The organism is Marinococcus sp. LNSP9103-4 (genome assembly GCF_056034345.1).
Map to the genome: position 1 here is coordinate 19,674 of NZ_JBQLIA010000025.1, position 21,860 is coordinate 41,533.

At 41.1% G+C, this 21,860-nt stretch carries 27 protein-coding genes and 2 pseudogenes; 19 read left to right on the top strand and 10 right to left on the bottom strand.

The annotated features are described in order from the left end of the window. Positions 1-147: 147 nt before the first annotated feature. Positions 148-630: a DUF2975 domain-containing protein gene (locus ACTRXG_RS14190; RefSeq protein WP_474285573.1), complete on the top strand. Its 483-nt coding sequence runs from the start codon at positions 148-150 to the stop codon at positions 628-630. Positions 631-641: 11 nt separating this feature from the next. Next, a complete protein-coding gene (locus tag ACTRXG_RS14195; RefSeq protein ID WP_474285575.1) occupies positions 642-863 on the top strand; it encodes a helix-turn-helix domain-containing protein in 222 nt (73 codons plus the stop codon). A 176-nt stretch (positions 864-1,039) separates the two neighbouring features. Here the strand turns inward: ACTRXG_RS14195 and ACTRXG_RS14200 are convergent, their stop codons facing one another. Then, positions 1,040-1,873, bottom strand: a complete 834-nt coding sequence (locus ACTRXG_RS14200; RefSeq protein WP_474285577.1) for a LysR family transcriptional regulator — start codon at positions 1,871-1,873, stop codon at positions 1,040-1,042. 36 nt (positions 1,874-1,909) lie between these two features. On the opposite strand from ACTRXG_RS14200, the gene ACTRXG_RS14205 reads away from it, so the two are divergent. The 3 genes from ACTRXG_RS14205 (at position 1,910) to ACTRXG_RS14215 (ending at position 3,137) form a co-directional block, all read left to right on the top strand. Beyond that, entirely contained in the window at positions 1,910-2,257 is a 348-nt protein-coding gene (locus ACTRXG_RS14205; protein WP_474279420.1) for a DMT family transporter, read from the top strand. Further along, positions 2,257-2,571, top strand: a complete 315-nt coding sequence (locus tag ACTRXG_RS14210) for a DMT family transporter (protein WP_474285578.1) — start codon at positions 2,257-2,259, stop codon at positions 2,569-2,571. Before ACTRXG_RS14205 ends, ACTRXG_RS14210 begins: the two co-directional genes overlap by 1 nt. Positions 2,572-2,759: 188 nt before the next feature. Then, a complete protein-coding gene (locus ACTRXG_RS14215) occupies positions 2,760-3,137 on the top strand; it encodes an iron chaperone (protein ID WP_474285580.1) in 378 nt (125 codons plus the stop codon). Between the two features lie 18 nt (positions 3,138-3,155). On the opposite strand, the gene ACTRXG_RS14220 is transcribed toward ACTRXG_RS14215, so the two are convergent. From ACTRXG_RS14220 to ACTRXG_RS14235, 4 genes are all read right to left on the bottom strand, one after another. Further along, positions 3,156-3,560 (bottom strand): ArsI/CadI family heavy metal resistance metalloenzyme, encoded by a 405-nt coding sequence (locus ACTRXG_RS14220; RefSeq protein ID WP_474279497.1) that lies wholly within the window; start codon positions 3,558-3,560, stop codon positions 3,156-3,158. Positions 3,561-3,587: 27 nt separating this feature from the next. Next, a complete protein-coding gene (locus ACTRXG_RS14225) occupies positions 3,588-3,905 on the bottom strand; it encodes an ArsR/SmtB family transcription factor (RefSeq protein WP_474285582.1) in 318 nt (105 codons plus the stop codon). Between the two features lie 317 nt (positions 3,906-4,222). Next, positions 4,223-4,513 carry a hypothetical protein gene (locus tag ACTRXG_RS14230; protein WP_474285584.1) on the bottom strand — a complete coding sequence of 97 codons (291 nt, stop codon included), beginning with the start codon at positions 4,511-4,513 and terminating at the stop codon, positions 4,223-4,225. A 1-nt stretch (position 4,514) separates the two neighbouring features. Beyond that, entirely contained in the window at positions 4,515-4,739 is a 225-nt protein-coding gene (locus ACTRXG_RS14235) for a helix-turn-helix transcriptional regulator (protein ID WP_322525872.1), read from the bottom strand. Positions 4,740-4,919: 180 nt separating this feature from the next. Here ACTRXG_RS14235 and ACTRXG_RS14240 point away from each other — a divergent pair, with 180 nt between their 5' ends. Beyond that, complete coding sequence (locus tag ACTRXG_RS14240) at positions 4,920-5,669, top strand: amidohydrolase family protein (protein WP_474285586.1); 750 nt, start codon at positions 4,920-4,922, stop codon at positions 5,667-5,669. 95 nt (positions 5,670-5,764) lie between these two features. On the opposite strand, the gene araD is transcribed toward ACTRXG_RS14240, so the two are convergent. The 4 genes from araD to ACTRXG_RS14260 form a co-directional block, all read right to left on the bottom strand. After that, positions 5,765-6,454, bottom strand: coding sequence for an L-ribulose-5-phosphate 4-epimerase AraD (araD, locus tag ACTRXG_RS14245; RefSeq protein WP_474285588.1), 690 nt, complete (start codon positions 6,452-6,454; stop codon positions 5,765-5,767). A gap of 82 nt (positions 6,455-6,536) precedes the next feature. Next, positions 6,537-7,961 (bottom strand): L-arabinose isomerase, encoded by a 1,425-nt coding sequence (gene araA / locus ACTRXG_RS14250; RefSeq protein ID WP_474285589.1) that lies wholly within the window; start codon positions 7,959-7,961, stop codon positions 6,537-6,539. A gap of 27 nt (positions 7,962-7,988) precedes the next feature. Continuing rightward, positions 7,989-9,626 carry a xylulokinase gene (locus ACTRXG_RS14255; protein ID WP_474285591.1) on the bottom strand — a complete coding sequence of 546 codons (1,638 nt, stop codon included), beginning with the start codon at positions 9,624-9,626 and terminating at the stop codon, positions 7,989-7,991. Between the two features lie 440 nt (positions 9,627-10,066). After that, positions 10,067-11,179 carry a substrate-binding domain-containing protein gene (locus ACTRXG_RS14260; protein ID WP_474285593.1) on the bottom strand — a complete coding sequence of 371 codons (1,113 nt, stop codon included), beginning with the start codon at positions 11,177-11,179 and terminating at the stop codon, positions 10,067-10,069. A 147-nt stretch (positions 11,180-11,326) separates the two neighbouring features. Between ACTRXG_RS14260 and ACTRXG_RS14265 the strand changes: the two genes are divergently transcribed. The 13 genes and pseudogenes from ACTRXG_RS14265 (at position 11,327) to ACTRXG_RS14325 (ending at position 21,572) form a co-directional block, all read left to right on the top strand. Further along, a complete protein-coding gene (locus tag ACTRXG_RS14265; RefSeq protein WP_474285596.1) occupies positions 11,327-12,700 on the top strand; it encodes an ABC transporter substrate-binding protein in 1,374 nt (457 codons plus the stop codon). A 53-nt stretch (positions 12,701-12,753) separates the two neighbouring features. Continuing rightward, positions 12,754-13,686 (top strand): carbohydrate ABC transporter permease, encoded by a 933-nt coding sequence (locus ACTRXG_RS14270; RefSeq protein ID WP_474285598.1) that lies wholly within the window; start codon positions 12,754-12,756, stop codon positions 13,684-13,686. 6 nt (positions 13,687-13,692) lie between these two features. Next, positions 13,693-14,535, top strand: a complete 843-nt coding sequence (locus tag ACTRXG_RS14275) for a carbohydrate ABC transporter permease (RefSeq protein ID WP_474285599.1) — start codon at positions 13,693-13,695, stop codon at positions 14,533-14,535. 24 nt (positions 14,536-14,559) lie between these two features. Then, complete coding sequence (locus tag ACTRXG_RS14280; protein ID WP_474285601.1) at positions 14,560-15,237, top strand: YesL family protein; 678 nt, start codon at positions 14,560-14,562, stop codon at positions 15,235-15,237. Continuing rightward, the gene (arfA, locus tag ACTRXG_RS14285; RefSeq protein ID WP_474285602.1) at positions 15,218-16,735 is read left to right on the top strand and encodes an arabinosylfuranosidase ArfA; all 1,518 of its coding nucleotides are present in this window, start codon (positions 15,218-15,220) and stop codon (positions 16,733-16,735) included. Before ACTRXG_RS14280 ends, arfA begins: the two co-directional genes overlap by 20 nt. A 168-nt stretch (positions 16,736-16,903) precedes the next feature. Continuing rightward, positions 16,904-17,788 carry a M23 family metallopeptidase gene (locus ACTRXG_RS14290; protein WP_474285604.1) on the top strand — a complete coding sequence of 295 codons (885 nt, stop codon included), beginning with the start codon at positions 16,904-16,906 and terminating at the stop codon, positions 17,786-17,788. 41 nt (positions 17,789-17,829) lie between these two features. Beyond that, positions 17,830-18,231 (top strand): annotated as a pseudogene (locus ACTRXG_RS14295) (lysozyme family protein); the annotation flags it as partial. Between the two features lie 3 nt (positions 18,232-18,234). Next, entirely contained in the window at positions 18,235-18,480 is a 246-nt protein-coding gene (locus ACTRXG_RS14300; protein ID WP_474285613.1) for a M23 family metallopeptidase, read from the top strand. Next, positions 18,443-18,610 carry a M23 family metallopeptidase gene (locus tag ACTRXG_RS14305; RefSeq protein WP_474285606.1) on the top strand — a complete coding sequence of 56 codons (168 nt, stop codon included), beginning with the start codon at positions 18,443-18,445 and terminating at the stop codon, positions 18,608-18,610. The genes ACTRXG_RS14300 and ACTRXG_RS14305 overlap by 38 nt, the downstream gene beginning before the upstream one ends. Before the next feature lie 162 nt (positions 18,611-18,772). After that, on the top strand, positions 18,773-19,195 hold the full coding sequence (locus ACTRXG_RS14310) for a hypothetical protein (protein ID WP_474285608.1): 423 nt from the start codon (positions 18,773-18,775) through the stop codon (positions 19,193-19,195). 13 nt (positions 19,196-19,208) lie between these two features. Continuing rightward, entirely contained in the window at positions 19,209-19,385 is a 177-nt protein-coding gene (locus ACTRXG_RS14315; protein ID WP_474285609.1) for a hypothetical protein, read from the top strand. A 799-nt stretch (positions 19,386-20,184) separates the two neighbouring features. Next, entirely contained in the window at positions 20,185-20,970 is a 786-nt protein-coding gene (locus tag ACTRXG_RS14320) for a hypothetical protein (RefSeq protein WP_474285611.1), read from the top strand. A 23-nt stretch (positions 20,971-20,993) separates the two neighbouring features. Further along, positions 20,994-21,572, top strand: coding sequence for a hypothetical protein (locus tag ACTRXG_RS14325; protein WP_474285612.1), 579 nt, complete (start codon positions 20,994-20,996; stop codon positions 21,570-21,572). A 77-nt stretch (positions 21,573-21,649) separates the two neighbouring features. Here ACTRXG_RS14325 and ACTRXG_RS14330 read toward each other — a convergent pair. Beyond that, a pseudogene (locus ACTRXG_RS14330) lies at positions 21,650-21,860 on the bottom strand (hypothetical protein); the annotation flags it as partial.

Sequence of the window (21,860 nt, forward strand, 5' to 3'; positions counted from 1 at the left end):
CCTGATTTTTTGTTTAATGACAATTCCGTAAAGTAGTCATGAATGTCCTGAATGATATGTATATTATAATTTGTTTAAGAATAAAAATTTATCGATTATCAATATATTTAATGGTAGAATAAAAGTATCAAGAGGGAGGTGCTTTTGATGAAAAGAGGCTCAACGCTCTTTTTAAAGATAGCTGTCATTTGTATCGGACTGCCGGTGCTTGCTTTATGTTTGTTTGGGCTGCCTCTGATTGCGAGAGAAGTTGCGGGCAGTGAAACGGGATTCGCCTACGTTATATACGGAATTTTAGCTGTAATGTATGCAGCGGCAGTTCCCTTTTTTGCTGCTCTGTATCAGGCATTTAAGCTATTGAATTACATTGACAAAAACAAAGCATTTTCAGCATCGGCTCTCAAAGCTTTAAAAGTGATTAAGTACTGTGCGGTCGCCATCAGCGGTTTGTATATAGCAGGAATGCCGCTGTTTTACATCTTTGCGGAATTAGATGACGCCCCGGGAGTTATCCTGATTGGAGCAGGCTTTGTATTTGCTCCGGCAGTAGTGGCAGTCTTTGCTGCTGTTCTTCAAAAATTATTTCAGCACGCGATAGATATAAAATCTGAAAATGATTTAACGGTCTGAGGTGAAAGCTAGTGGCGATAATCATCAATATTGACGTAATGCTTGCGAAAAGAAAAATGAGCGTAACTGAACTTTCGGACAGAGTTGGCATTACGATGGCAAACCTTTCAATACTAAAAAATGGGAAGGCGAAAGCTATACGATTCTCCACTCTAGAAGCAATATGCAGGGCACTGGATTGTCAGCCTGGAGATATTTTGGAATACAGGGAAGAAAAGGAGGCAGATGAATAAAGTTTAAAAAAATTAATATTAAAGGGAGCTGCTAGTAGTTCTGAGGATTGCACTCCCTTTAGCCCGAACACTTTCTCTTTTAACGGGGAAAGTGTTTTTTTGTGAAGATATAACTTTTGGTTATATTTCCATCCAGAATAAGTATTATGCGCACCTGCCATATGCATTTATAGTAATTACAGGTCGAAGCCGTTCCGAAGCATTTCCAGATAGATTTGATCTGTAGCAAACAAATACATGTCGCGGTGAAGGGGGGCCTCCTGAAGAGGTATAAACACAACTCCTTTATAGTCCACGTTTTGAACTACCATCGAAGGAAGGTAGGAAATGCCGTACCCTTGAGCAACAAATCCCACAATAGCATTATAAGGAACTTCCTTAATAGAAGGAACTGGAGCATTGTAAGCATCTATAAGCCTTATGATCCGCTGGTATAGAGGGGTGGAGGGGCTCAATATTTGGGGATGCTGAAAGCATTGGGTCATGGAAAGGCGTTCGAACTGTGCTAACGGATGATTGGCAGGGACTGCCGCAAAAAATTCATCGTGAAATAAAAAAGCAGAAGCCAGACCGTGGTACGAGGAATGATCCTGAACAATAGCTGCATCAATGTCTCCTGAACGAATTAGCGGCAATAAATCGACCGTATCGTCTTTAATATGAGTGAGCTGAATCTGAAAAGGGCTGAAGCTCTCCATATGCTGTGGAAAATAATAAGAAGCCAGTAAAGGGTCGGCGCCTATGTGAATAATTCTGCTTTCCATGTGCTTTTTCATGCGCGAGTGCAGCTGGTTTACAAGAGGTTCGATATCATCATACAGCTGTTCCCCCTTATGGGTTAGCGTCATCCCGTGGGTGGAGCGCACAAAAAGGGAAAACCCAAGTATGCTTTCCAACTGTTTGATTTGTTTGCTTAAAGCCGGCTGAGAAATGAATAATTTTTTGGAAGCTCTGGAAAGATTTTTTTCCTGAGCGACGGCCAGAAAATAATCCAGCATACGTATATTCATCTGTACACATCCATTCTAAAAATAAAAGGAGCTTCTATGCTAAAATACTACACTTTTCTGAGTTTTGCTATTGTTTTAGAAGTTGTGGGTGCTTCCTACATGAAGGTAGCAAATGGATTTGCGAATTTGGGAGGAACTCTCATGGTCATCATTTGTTATAGTATAGCGCTTAGTTTTTATATTATTCTTACGGAGAACTATGAACTGGGAATTGTAAATGCCTTATGGGCAGGAGGGGGAACAGTGCTGGTAGTTCTTATTGGATCCGTTTTCTTTGAGGAAAACCTATCCGCGATTAAAACCCTGGGGGTTTTATTTGTTGTAGCAGGCATGATTGGGCTAAATATGCCCGATAACCAAAAAAGTAATAAAGGGGCCTGGTGATGGGAACACTATTATTAATCATAAGCTTAGTATTTGCTGTAATAGCGAACGTGGCGGTGAAATTATCCCGAGGGTTCCGGAGAAAGTTGCCCAGTGCTGCTTCCTTTTTTCTGTTTTTAGGATGTATATACTTTTTGACATTGAGTGTCCAATATATTGATATCAGCATCGCATATGCGATCTGGTCCGGCGTAATGGTCGCTGCTACAGCTGCAATCGGATCCTTGTTTTTCCGGGAGCCATTCACGAGAAAAAAGCTATTATCTTTAACGTTGATTGTTATCGGTGTATTAGTGCTCCATCTTCAAAGCTGAATGACTTAAGGGAGATAAAATATATCTTATCTTAGATTCTTTTAATTTTTTGAGCCCAAGTGTTATAGCAAAAATACCTATGAAGCAAGCCGGCATTAAACCCTTTTGAACTGTTAAAATATAAGTAGCATTAGAAGACCTTTTAAAATGCTATATAATTACTGAATTTTTCAAGGGGAGGGAGACGCATGGAACATTTTTCAGAGTATCTGAAGAATATAGAAAACCAGGAGCACAGGGAGCGGACAGAAGAGGTTCTGGATTGGATAGCGAAGGAATTTTCACAGCTGGAGCCGAAAATTGCATGGAATCAGCCGATGTTTACCGATCACGGAACTTTTATCATTGCTTTCAGCACAGCTAAACGCCATCTGGCAGTTGCCCCGGAAAAAACGGCTATTGATCAATTTTCAGAAGAGATTACGAGGACGGGCTATGAGTATACGAAACAGTTCGTGCGCATTCCGTGGGAGCAGCCGGTGGACTATGAATTACTTAAAAATATGATCGAATTTAATATCGCTGATAAAGCAGACTGCTCCACGTTCTGGCGGGAAGAAAGTTAAGATCCGACAAGCATGAAGCTAGGATGAGCAGCAGCCGGGTTCTTTGGCGGCAGTCTCAACGTCTGCTTTAGTATAGAAGAATTCCCATTCGTTACCATCAGGGTCTGTAACCCAGAACTTATCCTGAAGAGCATAGCAGCAAGTGGTGTCTGTTTGCTCTCGGGCGAAAAATCCTTCCTGCTGGATACGCTGTTTATGATAGACGAGAGTGTCAGCATCAGGAAGCTGCAGGCCAAAATGCTCCACCTGGTTCCCGGTCACATTGGGATGAACGTTTAGAGTGAAATTTACTGGAATGCCGGCTGGAAGAAATTTGGCGTAATCTTCCTTGTGCTTGACCGGGGGCTCGTTAAACAGCTTGGTATAAAACGCTACGGCTTTGGAAAGACTGCTGGTGTTTAATCCGATATGAATTTTCATGATTTAACCCCCTTAATTTTAAATAAATTTTTATTTTTCGCGAAAAAGGCAGCACAATTCCTCAGACAATAGATGGTTTAGTGCCTGGTCGTTCAGCATATAGTAATTCCAGGTGCCGTGTTTTTCGCGATCGATGAGTGAAGCATTGAGCAAAATTTTTAAATGATACGAAAGCTTGGACTGAGGCAGGTGCATGCGTTCAGTCAAATCACAGACGCACACGCTGCCTGCTTCTGTAATATGATGCAAAATTTCCAGCCGCTGATAGTCGGCCAGGGCTTTGAATTTTTGTTCATAGATAGTGAATGGGGAAGCTGCAACAAATTTAGAAGAAGAGGGAGAGTTCATTGAAAAAATCTCCTTTTTATATCAAATTTTTTTGATGTAATATAAGTATAGGCTGGTGCGATAGAAAAAACAATGAATAAATCAAAAAAAAGTTGATGTAAAGCTCCGCCAATATTTAAATCCTTTAGTGATTGGGGACAGTTTTTCTGTTAACGAAGGCCACATCACCATTTTTCAGGTAATGTGGCAGACAATATGAAGCATAGAAACATTTCGGGAAAATCAATTAAGACATTTACTATATTAAATTATACGAAAATTAAGATAATTAATTGTTAATGTTATTCTCTTTGGTTTGCTGTTTTATGGTTTTAGTATTAGTAGATTTTCCTGAAGGTAAAAATTAGGATGGAATGAAGAATCATAATCCCGGTAATCAAATACCACATGGCGTCCCGCCAGGCGTCCCCGTCGAGTGGAACTACGAAGTCTTCGATCAATCTGACTACGACCCAGCCGATGATAAACATGGGAAAAATAATCGAATACGATCGGTTAATAATTTCACGGCCGCGTTCATCTTTTCCTTCTTCCCCGTGTTGAAACCTAAACCAAATGATGATGGAGAAAATAACAACGGCTAAATACGGATAGAAGAACCATTCCATGTTATTCCTCTCCTTTCAAATTATATTGAAAAATATCTTCCACGCCGGTTTCAAATAAGTGTGCCAGTTCAAATGCTAATTTAAGAGAAGGGCTGTATTTATTTTTTTCCAGGGAAATAATGGTCTGGCGGCTCACACCGATTCTCTTTGCGACCTCTGCCTGGGAATATCCCTTTTTGGCCCGGAATACCGACAGCTGATTAGTTAATTCACCTTGTTCTTTCATTCATCTATGGCCTCCTCACATTTATGGTAATATATTTTTAACATAATGTCAAAAATATATTACATGTTTATTGCGTTGCATACTATGTGTGAGGAGAGAAGGGGGCGAACATTTAGAGATTTTTTGACCAAATAATCTGAACCGGGATATTCTTAGAAGAGATAAAAGAGGAGGGAGAATATGAGAATGTTTGATGCGCACCTGCACATTATTGATTTTGATTTTCCTATTACTGAAAATCAAAGCTATATACCTCCGGAATATATGGCAGCCGATTATCAGAGAGATACGGCTGAACTCAATGTCCTGGGCGGAGCAGTTGTGTCAGGTTCGTTTCAGGGGTTTGATCAGGGATATTTATTAAAAGCTCTTAAACAGCTGGGGCCCGAATTCTGTGGAGTAACTCAGCTGCCGTCCAGTGTGAGTGATGAAGAAATTTTAAGGCTGCATGACCAAGGTGTGAGGGCCCTGCGGTTTAATATCCGGCGGGGCGGCTCTGAAGATATTTCCCGGCTCGAGTACCTGGCAAGGAGAGTGCATGAAACAGCGGGCTGGCACTCTGAACTTTACATGGATGCCAAGGGGCTGCCTGAAATCACCTCAACTATTGAAAAGCTGCCTGCTGTATCCATCGATCATTTAGGACTGTCGGAGAAAGGACTGCCTCATCTGCTGCGATTGGTGGATAAAGGCCTCAGAGTGAAAGCCACTGGGTTCGGCCGGGTGGAATTAAACGTCGGGCATGCTTTAACCTCCATTTACAAGACGAACCCGGATGCATTGATGTTTGGCACAGATCTGCCATCCACAAGAGCGCCGAGACCGTTCAAGTATGAAGACATTGAAATGATTCAAAATTTATTTGATGAGAAAGCAACTGATAAGATCCTGTATTCGAATGCATTGAGCTGGTATACGGAAATAGACTAATTAATTATACAAAAGCTATGTAAGCCTTCTCAAGCGTTTTAAACGGAAAAAAGAGCAAGCCGTGGTTTAAACAGGCTTGCTCTTGAAATCAGGAATTATTTAGACTGCCCGTAATAGGCATTTTCTCCGTGCTTTCTTTCGTAATGCTTTTGCAGTACATGGTCATCGAGGGGAAGCTCACCTGAGAGCTGGAAGGAAAGAAAGGTCATTTTTGCGACTTTTTCAAGCACGACAGCATTATGAAGGGCGTCCTCTGGAGAGCCCCCCCAAGCAAACGGAGCATGCCCGTGAACAACTATTCCCGGCACTTCCACAGGATTTTTTCCCTGCATGGCTTCTATAATGACTGACCCTGTTTCTTTTTCATAACCATTTTGGACTTCTTCTTTTGTTAGTTGACGTGTGCAGGGAATATCTCCGTAAAAGTAATCCGCCTGAGTAGTTCCGGAGCAGGGAATGCTTTTGCCAGCCTGGGCCCAGGCTGTGCCCCAGTCCGAATGCGTATGAACAATGCCCCGTACACCTGGAAAAGCTTTATACAGCTCGATATGGGTAGGAGTATCAGAGGAAGGCTTTAAATCGCCTTCCACAACGTTTCCTTTCAAATCCACCAGTACAATATCCCCGGGAGAGAGCTCTTCATAAGGCACCCCGGAAGGCTTGATGGCCAATAATTCTGTCTCGGGATCAAATCCGCTGACATTCCCCCAGGTAAAAGTAACGAGATCATGATCAACGAGTCCCTGATTTGCGTTGCAGACCTCCTGCTTCAATAGTTCCAGCAATAGGAAACCTCCTTCAGTGTACGTACATGTATTTTTGACTCTTAAATATTTTTTAACATTTACGACGTTTATATGAAATTCATTACCGGATAACGACGTACTCCAGACCTACCAGCTTCGCGTAATTAATAATCTGATCTGTCGTTACATTTAATGAAACAACGGTGTGGTGGCCACCTCCATTTTCAATCCAGGCTTTTATTCCATCCTGGAGATTTGGTTTAACACTCCAGAGTATGCGGGCCACCGGGAGGTTCGGGGCAGGAACAGGAGGTTCAAATGCCGACACTTCATTAATCAGAAGCTTGTAATGCGTTCCAAAATCCGCCATGGAAACCACGACCCCGTCTCCAGCTTTACCATCAAAAACTAAGCGTGCAGGATCTTCCTTATTTCCAATGTCTAATGGCGATACCACGATTTTTGGCTTATGGTTTGCCATCGTAGGGTCTACTTCAAGCATATGTGATTGAAGGATAGATTCTTTTCCAGCCGTTAATTCATAGATGTAATCTTCCATAAAACCTGTTGATTCGTTATGACTCATCACCTTCATCAAACGGTCGAGCGCAGCCGTTTTCCAGTCCCCTTCAGCAGCAAAGCCGTACCCCTGTCCCATGAGGCGTTGAACAGCAAGGCCCGGCAGCTGCTTCATTCCATGTAAATCCTCAAAGTTGGTCGTAAAAGCGTTGTAGCCACCATCATCCAGGAAGCGTTTAATAGCAATTTCATAGCCTGCCTGTACTTTAACGCTGTCTTTCCATTGTTCTTCTGGATAGCTGCCGTACTCAAATTCATAAAGCTCTTCGTATTCCGAAAGTAGCGCATCAATCTCTTCGTCTGTAACACGATGGACGTACTCCACAAGGTCCCCAATCCCGTAGTAATCGACGACCCATCCAAATTGAATCTGCGCTTCAATTTTGTCGCCTTCCGTAACACCTACATTACGCATGTTGTCGCCGAAGCGGGCAACCTTAATGTTGAAGCTTTCGTTATAAGCTGCAGCTGTGTTCATCCATTGGGCAATTTCCTGCTGGATGCCGGCATGCTCCCAGTGGCCTGCGACCACTTTGTTCTGCTTGTTTAAGCGGGCATTGATAAAGCCGTACTCGCGGTCCCCGTGGGCCGACTGATTCAGGTTCATGAAGTCCATATCAATGGTTTCCCAGGGGATGCTTTCATTAAATTGGGTAGCTAGATGAAGCAGTGGTTTTTGCAGTATCTTCGTTCCGCGAATCCACATCTTTGCGGGGGAGAAGGTGTGCATCCATGTGATAACGCCTGCCACCTCATCACGGTAGTTCACTTCTTTCATGGTGCGTGTAATTTCATCTGTATTGATTGCTAAGTCTTTTAGAACAAGTGGATAAGGTAAAATACCGCTCTCATTTAATGCATCAGTTATGTGCTGGGCATGAGCCTTTACTTCCTTTAGGGCTTCTTCTCCGTAAAGCTGCTGGGAGCCTACGATGAACCAGAATTCTTTTTTTTCAATAGCGGGCATAAGTAATCCTCTTTTCTTATTGATAGTTTAATTTACTTTGACTTGTTCGCCGATTGCTTCGGCCGGTGTTAAATGATCAACCGCTGTCTGTTCGATGACGAGACCTTTTTTATAACGTTCCATAAAGACTTCAAATCCTTCTACGTCAGCGCGATCAGGATGAATTTCTGTGGTTTCGATTTCTTTAAAAACTTTATTGTCCAAAAATTCTTCCAGTGCCTCAGCCGGGCCTTTGTTCTTCATATAGGAAGCCAGTACAGCAATGCCCCAGGCTCCGCCTTCTCCGGCCGTATCCATAACAGAGACAGGCGTATTCATTGCAGCAGCAACTATTCGTTGTCCCACGACTGGAGTTTTAAATAAGCCGCCATGAGCGAAGACATTATCAATCGCTACCTGTTCTTTATCTGTTAAAAGATCCATGCCGATTTTTAGGGCACCAAAAGCAGAAAAAAGATGTGTGCGCATGAAGTTAGCTAAATTGAAATTGCTTTCCGGAGAGCGCACAAACAAAGGGCGGCCACTTTCCAGTCCTGTAATATTTTCACCGGAGAAATAACCATAACTGAGCAGGCCGCCGCCATCAGGATCCGCTTCGAGAGCTTTCTGCAGCATCACTTCAAACAATTCGTCAGAATCAAGCTTTTGTCCCGTTGCTTCTGAAAATTCCCGGAACAACCCAAGCCACGCGTTCAAATCACTTGAACAGTTATTCGCGTGCACCATGGCGACAAGGTTTCCGTTTGGTGTAGTAACTAAATCAATTTCCGGATGAGTGTTAGAAATTTTTTGATCCAGCACAATCATCGCAAAAACAGAGGTCCCTACAGAAACGTTTCCAATACGTTTTTTCACACTGTTCGTAGCCACCATTCCGGTTCCGGCATCACCTTCCGGAGGACAAAACGGAATCCCGGGCTGCAGGTTGTGTGATTTATCCAGAATTTTAATGCCGTCATTGGTTAAGGCGCCTGCCTGTTCGCCAGCTGTAAGAACTTCAGGAAGAATGTCTTTAATTTTCCATGGATAATTTCTTGCTGCAGTGAGAGTGTCGAACTGCTCAAGCATGAAGTCGTTGTAGTTCTGAGTAGTTTCGTCGATTGGAAACATCCCCGAGGCATCCCCGGCTCCAATGACCTGTTTTCCGGTCAGCAGCCAATGGAGATATCCGCTTAAAGTCGTAATCAACTGAATACGCGGCAAATGTTTTTCATCATCGAGTATGGCCTGATATAGGTGGGCGATACTCCATCGTTCCGGGATATTGTACTGAAAAAGGCTCGTCAATTCGCTGGCCGCAGCGCCTGTGGTATTATTACGCCACGTGCGAAATGGAACAAGCAGCTCCCCGGTGTGGTCAAATGGCATGTATCCGTGCATCATCGCGGAAATTCCAATCGAACCAATAGTGCGGAGGGTGATCCCGTAAGTGCTTTCTACTTCGGATGTCATGTCACTATAAGCCTTCTGCAAACCAGTAATAATATCTTCCTGATGGTATGTCCAAAAACCGTCTTTCACTTGGTTTTCCCATTCATAACTGCCCGAGGCGATTGTTTCAAAGCTGTTGTTCATCAATACTGCTTTAATACGCGTGGAGCCAAATTCAATTCCGAGAGAAGTCTGGCCTTGAGTAACGGCTTGTTTCATTTCTGACTGCTTCATTTTGACTCATTCCTTTAAAAAGCATTTTTAGTAATTCGAATGAATCTCTCATTTCTGTTTCATTGCGTTAATGGAATGTAAAAATAAAACGAACTTGTACGTATAAGTTAAAGTCATTTAACCACGGAATTACATTTGAAGCAACTACTTTCTGTTCACTACTAGTTGCAATAGAGCAGTGAAAGAAAAATTCTAAGCTTAAAACATACTTGTACGTATCAGAATATAAATATTGTTAATCTAAGATTAAAAAGGAATATTATTTTTACAACTGTAAATTTTAATTTTTGAGCAATTGTTTACTTCCCTCATGAGTGAATAAATCTTCAGTTAAATATTTCCTGCTGTAAGGATCATTTGAATGCAAAAAAAGCTGCTATTAACAAAATAGGCAGCTTTCTTGCGGGGTTTTCATTTATTAATCTGTAAAGACTTAAAGCTTATTCTGTTCGCATAACCGGTGTGGGTTTTAAGCTTTGGGTTGAATGCCGGTCGGCAAAATGAGGCTCATAAACAATAGAGGAAAGAGCTGCGTCCGGCTGTTCTATGAGTGTGGTTACGTATTTTGCTGCATCCTCTCCCATGCGTTCTTTTGGATGTACGATAGAAGAAAATTTCACTTCGGAGATTTGCGCGAAATGTGAATCGTCGAAGCTTGTGACAGAAATGTCCGCAGGAATCTGAAGATTTTTATTACGGAAGACATCGAGAAGCTGAAGGAGGAGCTCGTCATTATAACTTACAAGGCCGGTAGGGCCGTCGTCGGTCTGGTTCGATAAAATCTGCTCGACGGCCTGGGCGGGCTTGGAAAACTTTTCGTCAGTGGAATACGTGATCAGCAGAGATGGATCTACCGGACAGCCATAATAGCGGTGGGCTTTAAGAAAGCCTTTCATTCGCTGGACGCCCTGCATATCATCGTTTTTAAATAATCCTATAATTCGCTGGTGGCCCAGCTGAATTAAATGCTCTGCATTGCGGAAGCCAGCCTCTTGATCATTTAAAGTTAAACTCAGCGGTTCAAGCTCTTCATAGTATGCGTTCATCATGACATAAGGAATACCGGCATTTTCGAGATTCAAGTAATAGTTTAGGTTTGGATTAGCCTGCGCGCTGCGCGTTGGCTCAATAATCAGTCCATCGACCTGCTGGGTAAGAATATTTTCGAGCGCCTGTTTTTCTTTATCAAAATCGTTATTGGTGCTCATGAGAATAACATTGTAGCCTTTATCGCTTAAATACCTTTCAGCCCCGCGGATAATATAGGGGAAAATGTAATCTGAAATGTACGTAGTGATAATGGCTACATTTTTACGGGTGGATGGGGGAGAAAATTTAGAACGGTCTGCGCAAAACGTTCCTACGCCGTGCTCCCGGTACAGCCATCCCTCGCTCACAAGCTCACCGATAGCCTGGCGTACCGTGTGTCTGCTTATTTCAAAATTCTTTACATATTCGTATTCGGATAGGATTTTCTGATGGGGACGGAAACTGCCGTCCAAAATTTTGGATTGGATGTGCTGCTTTAATTGTTTATATTTTGAGACCATCATACACCTCTTTTTTCTTTTTATCGTATCATACACATACGTACAACTGAAGAGAAATTACAGGAAAGCGCTTGCAATAAATATAACCCTGTGGTTAAATGAAAAATAACTTGTACGTATAAGTTAGGAGAATAGATAAGGGGGGCAATTATGAAACGTTGGTCAATTTTTGGTGGTGCAATGATGTCGCTTGTATATTTGGCAGGCTGTGGCGGCGGGAGTGAAGATGAAAATGGAAACGGAAACAGTGGAGAAAGCAGTGAGAGTGGAGAAGCGGAGGAAGTAAAAGTTATTGGAGAAGAGAGTGAAGACGCTACTGAATTAACTTTTTGGACATTTAGTGAACAACACGTCGTACTCTTTGAAGATGCAGTGGAAAGATGGAATGAGGAGTATGAGGACCGACCGATTAAATTGCAGGCTGAGGTTTATCCTATTGAGCAGATGAATAACAATTTACTTCTTTCTCTTCAATCAGGATCCGGTGCTCCTGATATGGCAGACATAGAACTTCCTTATTTTTCTAATTATTTAGAGGGGGATGTTCAATTAGAGCCGATGAATGAATACGTAGAACCGGTACTCGACGATATGGTGGAAGAACGGTTTGATATTTATTCCAAGGATGATAATTATTACGGCATGCCTTATCATGTTGGCGCTACAGTAATGTATTACAATACGGAGATTATGGAAGAAGCCAACGTAGATATAGATGAAATTGTCACTTGGGATGACTACGTAGAAGCCGGAGAACAAGTAGTAGAAAATACCGATTCTATGATGACTACAATAGAAGTAGATGGGCATTCGAGCTTTTGGCCTTTAATTAGCCAAAGAGAATCAGATTATTTTAGCGAAGACGGAAGTTTAACTTTAGCCAACGAAACAAATGTTGATACGCTACAATTTCTAAGTGACATAGTGAATGAAGATATGATAGCCGAACCTGCCCCGGGTGGACACCATCACTCTGAAAATTATTATGGATACATGAATAACGGAGGAGCTGCTTCGTTGATGATGCCTACCTGGTATATGGGAAGATTCATTGATTATATGCCAGATTTGAAAGATAATATGGAAATTAGACCTTTACCAGTATGGGAAGAAGGCGGAAATCGTACAGCAGGAATGGGAGGCACAGGTACAGTCGTCACGAAACAAACTGAAGAGCCCGATTTGGCTAAAGAATTTTTAGCCTACGCTAAATTATCGGAGGAAGGGAATATCGCATTATGGCAGGAATTAGGATTTGATCCACCAATGTACTCAGTTTGGGATGACGAAGCGATGGACGAGCCAAACCCATATTATGATTACTTTGGGGATGACATCTTTGACACCCTTCTTGACTTAAATGACGAAATAGAATCGAGAAATATTACGTCAGACTTGCCGGATGTACAATCTGAAATTCACACAAATGTATTAAACAGTGCTGTCAGACAGCAGAGCCAGGATCCAGAAGAAGCATTGGCACAGGCTGAAGAGGCAGTAAGCAGTGGTCAGACAGAACAATAGGCAGGAGGGCTTTTGCCCTCCTTCTATCATTATTTAACGGAAAGGAGCTAAAAATGGAACGTTCAGAAACAATGTCCAATAAAAAGACTTTTTCTTTAAAAGGTATTCTGCATTTTCTGAATTCAAGAAAGGTCGCCCCTTATGTTTTTGTGTCGCCTTTCATTGTATCTTTCCTGGCATTGTACTTGTATCCAATGATTCAGGCGGTGGTTATGAGTTTTCAGCAGGTTCTTCCTGGGCAGACCACCTTTATAGGAACTCATAATTACCAGCGAATTTTGAACCCGACTTTTTTTCAGGCGCTGGGAAATACAGCAACCTACGTATTTTTTACAGTCATTATATTAGTAATGATTCCGATTGTGCTCTCAGTGTTTTTAAACAGCAAATCCCTGTATTTTAAAAACTTCTTCAGAGCTTCACTTTTTATACCGGCTCTTACCTCAGTTATTGTCGCCGGTATCATTTTCCGGATGATGTTTGGGGAGTCAGAAAACTCCTTTGTAAACGAACTAATAGGACTAATAGGTATGGAACCAGTGCAATGGAGGTACGGGGCAGGTACAGGAATGTTTTTAATGGTGCTGCTTGCCTGCTGGCGCTGGATAGGTGTAAACATATTATACTTTCTCGCAGGCCTGCAGAATGTTTCAGAAGAGTTATATGAAGCAGCTGATATTGACGGAGCGAGCGCCTGGCAGAAGTTTTTATTTGTTACAATGCCCGCTTTAAAACCAGTTATTATATTTGTGGCCACAATTACGATTATTAATGGCTTTCGGATGTTTGAAGAAAGCTTTGTATTCTGGGAAAACAGTTCTCCCGGCAACATTGGATTAACCGTTGTAGGATATATTTATCGCGAAGGCATTCAACAAAACGATATGGGCTTCGGTGCAGCTATCGGAGTCGTGCTAATGCTGATTATATTTGTTGTAAGCATGCTTCAGCTAAAATTCTTTGGCGCCTTCAAAAAGGAGGAGTAGAGAGTAATGGGCAAAAATAATAAAAAATGGTTGTCAATTCTGTTAACTGCGTTGTTTGCAGTAATAACTGTAATTGCTCTAACACCAATAGTTTCATTAATAGTAGCGTCTATGCGGCCTTCTTCTGAATTGATGAGGCAGGGGCTTTCCTTTTTCTTTGATCCTACTACCCTGGACCTTGGAAACTATTTGGCCGTTTTCTCTGAAGAGGGGGCCAGCTACTGGCAGTGGTACATGAACAGTCTTATTATCAGTGGAGGCTTAATCGTATTATCGCTATTCTTTTCCTCCATGGTGGGATACGCGCTCGCGATGTACAATTTTAAAGGCTCGAGAATTATCTTCATGCTTGTATTGTTTGTACTTATGGTGCCATTCGAAATTTTAATGCTTCCACTTTACCAGATGATGATCGGTTTCAATTTGGTGGATACCTATTTTGCTGTCATGCTTCCTTTAATTGTCGCTCCAATAGCGGTGTTTTTCTTTAGACAATACTGTCTCGGGCTTCCTAAAGAATTGATGGAATCGGCCAGAATTGACGGTTGCACTGAATACGGCATCTTTTTCAAAATAATGGCCCCGCTCATGGGACCGTCATTTGCGGCAATGGCTATTCTGCAGGGACTTACCAGCTGGAATAACTTTTTGTGGCCGCTGTTGGTGCTAAGGTCGAGTGAAATGTTCACGCTTCCGGTAGGCTTGGCTACATTACTTACTCCTTATGGCAATAACTATGAGCTCTTGTTTTCCGGATCCGTTCTGACAATCGTGCCTATTGTCATCCTGTTTCTATTCTTTCAAAAGTTTTTTATCTCCGGACTTACTGTCGGCGGTGTTAAAGGCTGATTACTCCAGGGGGAGGAAAAAAGTATGAAAAAGCTCCCATTAGAAAAATTAAATATGATTTTCGCATGGATCAATAAACTTTTTATATTAAACGTATGTTGGATTGTAGGGATGCTTGGCGGACTGATAGCGTTTGGCATTTTTCCAGCGTCGACGGCAGCACTTGGTGTTTCAAAAGAGCTTTTGAACAGCAGGGAGATAAAGGTAGGGAAAAAATTTATTCAGTTTTACAAACGGGATTTTATGCAGGCAAATATGCTTGGCTTCCTGTGGCTGGGAGGCGCCGTGCTTATTCTGGTTAACTATGCGGCGCTGAATAACGGTTTTTCCGCAAACGCAGTAACAATATTTTTCTACATTGTTATTTTAGTCGTTTACAGTTCACTGACAGTGCATCTTTTTGCTTTACATTCAAGCTTTCAAACGAGTTTATTAACTTACTTTAAAAACGCTTTGATTATTGGAATCACAAAAATGCATATTACTGTTTCATTAATAGCAGTTCATTTTGCTCTAATCTACGGGGCGTTAACGATCCCGGCATTTTTCCTCTTTTTCTACGGCAGTCTTTCCGCATTAGCAACCGTATTTATTACGAAAAATCTGTACCAGCGTTTGGAAGAAAAAAGTGTACGAGAGCAGGAATTTACGAATTACAGCATAACCAAGGAGCGTACAAAATATGGCGAAAAAACAACCTAAAGCTTCAGTTATTGTCGATAAGGATTTTGTGATTTCCGATGTGGATGAGCGAATTTACGGCTCCTTCATCGAACAATTGGGACGGGCTGTATACGGCGGCATTTATGAGCCGGCACATGAACTGGCAGATGAACAAGGCTTTCGCCAGGACGTACTGCAATTAGTCAGGGATCTGCAGGTTCCCATCGTTCGTTACCCAGGGGGGAACATGGTTTCAGCTTATAATTGGGAAGACGGTGTTGGGCCAAAAAATGAACGGCCGAGACGGCTGGAGCTTGCCTGGAGCACTATAGAAACAAACGAAGTGGGTACAAATGAATTTGCTGACTGGGCGGCAAAAGCCGGCACCGAGGTTATGATGGCTGTAAACCTTGGCACCAGAGGCATCGATGCCGCAAGATATCTGCTGGAGTACTGCAATCATCCCGGGGGCACGTACTATAGTGATCTGCGGAAATCCCACGGCTATGATCAGCCGCACAATATTAAAACGTGGTGCCTTGGCAATGAAATGGACGGCCCCTGGCAGCTCGGTGGCAAAACGGCTGAAGAATACGGCCGTCTCGCTTATGAAACAGCGAAGGCAATGAAAACTGTAGATCCATCAATAGAACTAGTGAGCTGTGGAAGCTCAAGTGCTGCTATGCCGACCTTCCCGGAATGGGAAGCAACGACTCTTTCGCACACCTACGAATTTGCCGACTATATTTCGCTGCACCAATATTATGGGAACCCGGAAAATGATACGGCTAATTTTTTAGCAAAATCATTGGATATGGATCAATTCATTCGTACGGTCATCTCCACATGTGATTACATTAAGGCTAAAAAACGAAGCAATAAAACAATTAATCTCAGCTTTGATGAGTGGAACGTATGGTTTCATTCGACCGAAGCGGATGAGAAGCTGGAGTCGTGGCAGATCGCGCCGCCGCAGCTGGAGGATGTTTATAATTTCGAAGACGCTTTGCTCGTAGCTAACATGGTTCATACGCTGATTAACCATGCTGATCGTGTAAAGATGGCCTGCATGGCGCAGCTGGTAAACGTGATCGCACCGATTATGACGGAAAATCAGGGGAAAGCGTGGAAGCAGACCATTTATTACCCATATTATTATTTGTCGGTCTACGGACGTGGAAAAGCACTGCACCCGATTATTCAATCGGATAAATACGATTCCAGGGAATTTACAGACGTTCCATACTTAGATAGTGCGGTAGTATTGAATGAAGAACGAAATGAGCTGGTGCTTTTTATGACCAACAGGCATCTAGAAGAATCATTATCCATCTCTTATGACCTGCGTTCGTTTGAACAGGCGGAGGTAGTGGAGCATGTCGTGCTCGAGCATGATGATCCGAAAGCGGTGAACACGAAAGATAAGGAAGAAGTAGCACCGCACAACGGCGGCAATGCTGTTCTGGAAGAAAAGCAGCTGCAGGCAGAGCTGCCGCGCATGTCCTGGAATATGGTAAGACTGCGTATAAAAAAATAAATGAAGCGGCTAGCAAGGGTTCTTAGATAAATGTCTAAGGACTCTTTTTGTTTTAAAATTTCATAAGCTTTCTAATTTGAAACAAATATTATCCATAATGTTCCTTCTTTCACTGACTCTTGATATGATGAAGGAATAATAAATATATGATTAGTCAGGAGAGATGTCATGACATCCACATTTCCGAATCATCCAATACCGCCTCAAGAGTTTGGAAATTCGTTTCTGCGCGGCGATTTTGTTCGCATTTACGAGCAAACAACGAATGATTTTAAGCAGCTTGCTGACAGCGATGAATTTCAGGAAATGGCTGCCAGGTTCAATAAAGGGGTAACAGCATACACTCTTCTGTTTTCATATCAAATAGACAAACATTTAGTGCAGTACGTTTGGAACGACGACCGGAATGAACGGGCGCTTGATATATACATGGATGATCAATACATCATACACGGCCTGGCTATGATTCCCGTAGCTATTTATCCCGTTGGCGAAAAAGTGAAATCCAGGCAACAGTATCGATGGCCGGTACAGCCGGGGATAGGATGGACAATCGTCTGGGGCGGGAACCATCCTCTGGCTAACGCTCATCATCCCCTATCCAACCAACGCTATGCGTATGATCTGGTTATTCAAACGGAAGGGAAAACCTATGAAAAATCGCCGGCAGGAAATGAGCACTATGCGGCCTATGGGGAGCCAATTTATGCACCGGCAGAGGGCACTGTAGCTGTGGTTGTGGATGGAATTCCGGACAACGAGCCGGGAGTTATGAATGAAGAGGAACTGGCGGGTAATGTGGTGGTTATTCATCATGCTTCCGGGGAGTACAGCGTCCTGGCTCACCTGCAGCCCGGTTCGATTCTAGGGCAGGAAGGCGAACGCGTTTCAATAGGACAGCTGATAGGAAAATGCGGCAACTCAGGCAATTCATCAGAGCCGCATCTGCACGTGCAGCTTTCGACCCAGGCGGATTTTCTTCAGGGGAAATCGATCCGTATGAGGTTTGAAAACGATTGCGATCCTATTCGCGGTGATCAGATCAATGAATGATAATAAAATTTGTTCGTCATTGATTTACTGAAGAATATACAGAATTATTAATGGCAAAAACCATGCAAGAATCCGGTGGGCGATATGCCGATGTTATGCAAAGTTCTGAATCGTTAGGACTGCCACGAAATACGATTTCTAGCCCCGAAAGATCAATCGACCAAGGCATCAAATACTTTAGTGAAGTATTGGAAAAAGCCAATGGAGACGTAAAATTAACACTTCAGGCGTACAATTTTGGCACAGGGTTTATTAATTACGCAGAAGAACATAACAATGGGGAGTACAGTAAAGAATTGGCTGAACAATTTGCTGCTGAAAAAGAAGCCGAGCTTGGCTGGAGCAACTACGGCGATACTGAATATGCCGATCATGTTATGCGTTATGTAGAGGGATTTTCAGCAGAGACTAGAACTATTGCTAGTGCTGAATCAGGTAATTAAGCTATGCCTGTCGAAAGCTTTAATGTTACTTCTGAATATGGAATGAGGTTCCACCCGATTGATAACACAGAGAAAATGTACAATGGCATTGATTTTGCTTGTACTCGTAGTGACACTCTTTACGCAGTTAAAGATGGCGTGATTGATAGTGCCTTACATGAAAATACAGGGTTAGGCAATCACCTTATTATTCAGCATGGTGAACAGCCATATGAGCCAATTAGACGTAGAAAAAGGGGAATCGGTTGAACAAGGACAAGCTTTAGGTAAATGCGGTACGACTGGAAGCAGTACAGGTACACACTTGCACTTGGAATATCGAAGTGACCCGTCATACAGTTCAGAGCGTACCAAACCTAGAGATGTTTTAAACTTTTAAGGAGGTGATGACATGAAAAAATCGGCAGTTATAGCTACGTCATTAATGGGGATTATTGTTTTCTTCTTATTTATGTTTGTCATCTCTTTAAATAATCAAAACGAAAAGCTAGAAAACGATCTTTAAAGCCAAGAACAGCAGTCTCAACAGCAGATCGAACTATTGGAAAATGAGCTTCAACAACAGCAAGCCAATACTTCTAATAATGAGTATGAAGAAGAGAGTAATGAATTTCATACTTCTTCTAAAGACGCAGCTAAAGAATTTGTACGAGCCTATTTTGATTATTCTAGTAGCCCTAATAAACAGGAAGTTCAGGAATATGCGTCAAGTGAATTGATGGAAAAGCTTTCTTTTTCTAATGAAGAAGAAAGGGAAATTAGTGGAGACGTAAAATCTAACGTTAGTGATATGGAAGTATATTACGGTTCCTCGACTGAAAGCACACATGAATTATTCATTACATTTACGAATACCATTTCTTATAATGATGTGCCTGATGATGTGAGTTCTTTTGTTACCTTAAAAATGGATAAAGAAAATGAGTCTTGGAAAGCAACAAATATAAAATTTGAACAAATTTAAAGGGAGAACTGTTATGACAAACAATCCTTATTTTGAATTAGCACCGCACTTACAGAAGATAAAAGAAGAAATCAAAGATTATCCGCTTTTGTTATCTAAAATTAATTCGTACATTGGAATTGTAAAAAACCTATCTGCAGATTACGAAAGCTATCCGATAAATCTAGAAAAAAATATGAAGAAGAATTAAATCTAGACATTTATTCGCAAAAATTTTCGATACCTATCAATATTACAGATGGTTTTTATTACATAACTTATTTTATTCCTTATGTGCGTGATCTGATAAATCACTATCAATTACCAGTAGGAATTGTAAATAATAAAGAACTGTATAATATAGCTCGTCACAATGTTGAAGAAAGAACAGCTAGATTAGACGAAGCAAATTATGAACCTGCTAGTGCTGTACGACATCCTGAATTACAAAGTAATCCTTTGGGGGCTATGATTATTGATGGCAACCATCGTATTGTTTCTAGCTATAAGCTTCATGAATTTTTTTCCCATTATACTTATTAGATCCACCATATCATTACCCATGTTTATTAAAAGATATTGATCGCTTCTTAGTTAAAATACGTTTCAACGTTATGCAGTTATATAACATGAAAATACAAATATCCGAATGGCCGAAAACAGGTCAAGACCAATTTTTAAAGCATCTAGATCAAGTATTAATGCCAATTGAAACTCTTTTAAGTTCTAAAGAAAATTAAATTTTTATAAAAAAATGGTAGCGAAATCTAATGAATATGCTCAACAAACTATTAAGGTAGATCACCATACAAAAGATTTAGTTCTTTCTTTAATGAGTATTAAACGTAAAGATTATAAAAGAATGAACGAATTAGTTTTTGATGCAGTAGAATATTATGCCGAACATACACTTTCCGATAAAGAAAAAGACACTTTACAAGCTTTAATGAACAATGAATAATTGATACGACACTTAGATAAGAATCTTAATAAATAAATGGGGGAGTCACTTGGTTGACTATCTTTATCACTATACAACTCTTGATGTATTGAAGTTAATACTGGCTAATAGGACATTTAGGTTCTCGAGCTTAGCTGGAGTAGATGATTTAGACGAAGGAGAAACTAAAGATTTTGAGAAATTAGGACGTCATGTATATGTTAGTAGTTGGACTAGTATTCCAGATGATTCATTATTATTATGGCAGCAATATGCTAATACTAGCCGGGGGGTACGCATTAGATTAAGGCCCAATATTTTTGAAGAGAAATCAATAAACGAAAACATAAATTTACATGGTGTTAACGTAAATATTAAACACGATAATTTTCATCCTGATTTACTGGATTTAATGACTAAAGAGATTATTACATTTAGCCCTCTTTATCCAGAACTATCTAGAGTAACTTATACAGATTTAGAAAGACTGTTAAAGCCAACAGTACATCACTCAAATGAAACTAACACTCAATTAATTACTCGAGATCTTGGAATTTTCAAACGTGTAGAATGGCAAGGCCAAAATGAATGGAGGTATATAGTTAGATCGTTACCTATTAGCGTACCTGAGATGCAACCTAAACAAGGTCCTCAGACAATAATGGACAAAATCAAAAATAGAACCGATCTTGGTTATATTGATTTAAAGTTAAAAGATAACATTTTTGAAGATTTAGAAGTAATGTGTAGTCCTTTGATGTCTAACGAAGGAAAACAAGAAGTTAAAGATTTATTAAATAGTTATGTACCTAACTCTGTTATCAAATACAGTAATTTAAACATACGGCCAAAATAAAATATGTTAAGGGGGTAATCACATTGAGCTTAGTTTCTGTTTTATTTACTCCCAAAGAAATCTCTATAGTAACCGACGGATCTGTTACAGAAAATGAAAATGGCCAAATAAAAGAAACGAAAAAAGATTACCAAAAATTTCGTGTGATAGATAGACAAAGAGTATTTGCTTTCGCCGGGCATAAAGAACCTTGTGAAAAAATCATAGAAATTTTAGATGAAGATTTGGAGACAATGGACTTTGTTGATCTAGCTCACAATATACGGGCTAAAATTATAGAAAATGGATTAAAACAATACAAGATTAAAATAGCTCTTTGTGAGACTAAAAATAACAGAGTACAAGTAGCCACGTATGATTCTAATAGAGACGAATTATTATTTTATGAAAGCACTGGTACTGAAATAAAATATACTTTTTTGCATACAGGTGAAGTTGAGGAAAAGATTAATATGGAAGCTTTTATAGATGATAGATTATCTAAAAAGAAAAAAATAAAAGCTAACGACTTAAAAAATGCTCAAATAGCTTTGAGTCAAAAAGTAGCTCAAATAGATCCTACTGTGAATAGAATGACTTTCACCAAAATTATTCGACCTTAAACATGTGTCTTAGTCAATAGGGTATACCCTATTGACTGATAAGTATATTAATATAAAAGCCCTTTATATCAGGGCTTTCAGATTGTAGACAAAGGCCTCCGAAATTCATTTTCGGAGGCCTTTGTTTGTGCCATCGAGGGAAAAAGAAGCCTCCAACGGCCGGTGCACGTCTGTCGCCACCGCCAGGTGGCGAGTTTTTTGAGGTTCATCACCGCATAAACAAGCATCGCCTGCGCGGTGTTTCGTGCCCCTCCGGCGAGGAGTGTCCAGCGCAAGCCATGCTTTTGT

What these genes read in the sequence shown, in the direction of transcription:
- ACTRXG_RS14190 (WP_474285573.1), top strand. Translation starts at nt 148, where the DNA reads ATGAAAAGAGGCTCAACGCTCTTTTTAAAGATAGCTGTCATTTGTATC.
- ACTRXG_RS14200 (WP_474285577.1), bottom strand. Translation starts at nt 1,873, where the DNA reads ATGAATATACGTATGCTGGATTATTTTCTGGCCGTCGCTCAGGAAAAA.
- ACTRXG_RS14205 (WP_474279420.1), top strand. Translation starts at nt 1,910, where the DNA reads ATGCTAAAATACTACACTTTTCTGAGTTTTGCTATTGTTTTAGAAGTT.
- ACTRXG_RS14210 (WP_474285578.1), top strand. Translation starts at nt 2,257, where the DNA reads ATGGGAACACTATTATTAATCATAAGCTTAGTATTTGCTGTAATAGCG.
- ACTRXG_RS14215 (WP_474285580.1), top strand. Translation starts at nt 2,760, where the DNA reads ATGGAACATTTTTCAGAGTATCTGAAGAATATAGAAAACCAGGAGCAC.
- ACTRXG_RS14225 (WP_474285582.1), bottom strand. Translation starts at nt 3,905, where the DNA reads ATGAACTCTCCCTCTTCTTCTAAATTTGTTGCAGCTTCCCCATTCACT.
- ACTRXG_RS14230 (WP_474285584.1), bottom strand. Translation starts at nt 4,513, where the DNA reads ATGGAATGGTTCTTCTATCCGTATTTAGCCGTTGTTATTTTCTCCATC.
- ACTRXG_RS14235 (WP_322525872.1), bottom strand. Translation starts at nt 4,739, where the DNA reads ATGAAAGAACAAGGTGAATTAACTAATCAGCTGTCGGTATTCCGGGCC.
- ACTRXG_RS14240 (WP_474285586.1), top strand. Translation starts at nt 4,920, where the DNA reads ATGAGAATGTTTGATGCGCACCTGCACATTATTGATTTTGATTTTCCT.
- araA (WP_474285589.1), bottom strand. Translation starts at nt 7,961, where the DNA reads ATGCCCGCTATTGAAAAAAAAGAATTCTGGTTCATCGTAGGCTCCCAG.
- ACTRXG_RS14255 (WP_474285591.1), bottom strand. Translation starts at nt 9,626, where the DNA reads ATGAAGCAGTCAGAAATGAAACAAGCCGTTACTCAAGGCCAGACTTCT.
- ACTRXG_RS14260 (WP_474285593.1), bottom strand. Translation starts at nt 11,179, where the DNA reads ATGATGGTCTCAAAATATAAACAATTAAAGCAGCACATCCAATCCAAA.
- ACTRXG_RS14265 (WP_474285596.1), top strand. Translation starts at nt 11,327, where the DNA reads ATGAAACGTTGGTCAATTTTTGGTGGTGCAATGATGTCGCTTGTATAT.
- ACTRXG_RS14270 (WP_474285598.1), top strand. Translation starts at nt 12,754, where the DNA reads ATGGAACGTTCAGAAACAATGTCCAATAAAAAGACTTTTTCTTTAAAA.
- ACTRXG_RS14275 (WP_474285599.1), top strand. Translation starts at nt 13,693, where the DNA reads ATGGGCAAAAATAATAAAAAATGGTTGTCAATTCTGTTAACTGCGTTG.
- ACTRXG_RS14280 (WP_474285601.1), top strand. Translation starts at nt 14,560, where the DNA reads ATGAAAAAGCTCCCATTAGAAAAATTAAATATGATTTTCGCATGGATC.
- arfA (WP_474285602.1), top strand. Translation starts at nt 15,218, where the DNA reads ATGGCGAAAAAACAACCTAAAGCTTCAGTTATTGTCGATAAGGATTTT.
- ACTRXG_RS14290 (WP_474285604.1), top strand. Translation starts at nt 16,904, where the DNA reads ATGACATCCACATTTCCGAATCATCCAATACCGCCTCAAGAGTTTGGA.
- ACTRXG_RS14300 (WP_474285613.1), top strand. Translation starts at nt 18,235, where the DNA reads ATGCCTGTCGAAAGCTTTAATGTTACTTCTGAATATGGAATGAGGTTC.
- ACTRXG_RS14305 (WP_474285606.1), top strand. Translation starts at nt 18,443, where the DNA reads ATGAGCCAATTAGACGTAGAAAAAGGGGAATCGGTTGAACAAGGACAA.
- ACTRXG_RS14315 (WP_474285609.1), top strand. Translation starts at nt 19,209, where the DNA reads ATGACAAACAATCCTTATTTTGAATTAGCACCGCACTTACAGAAGATA.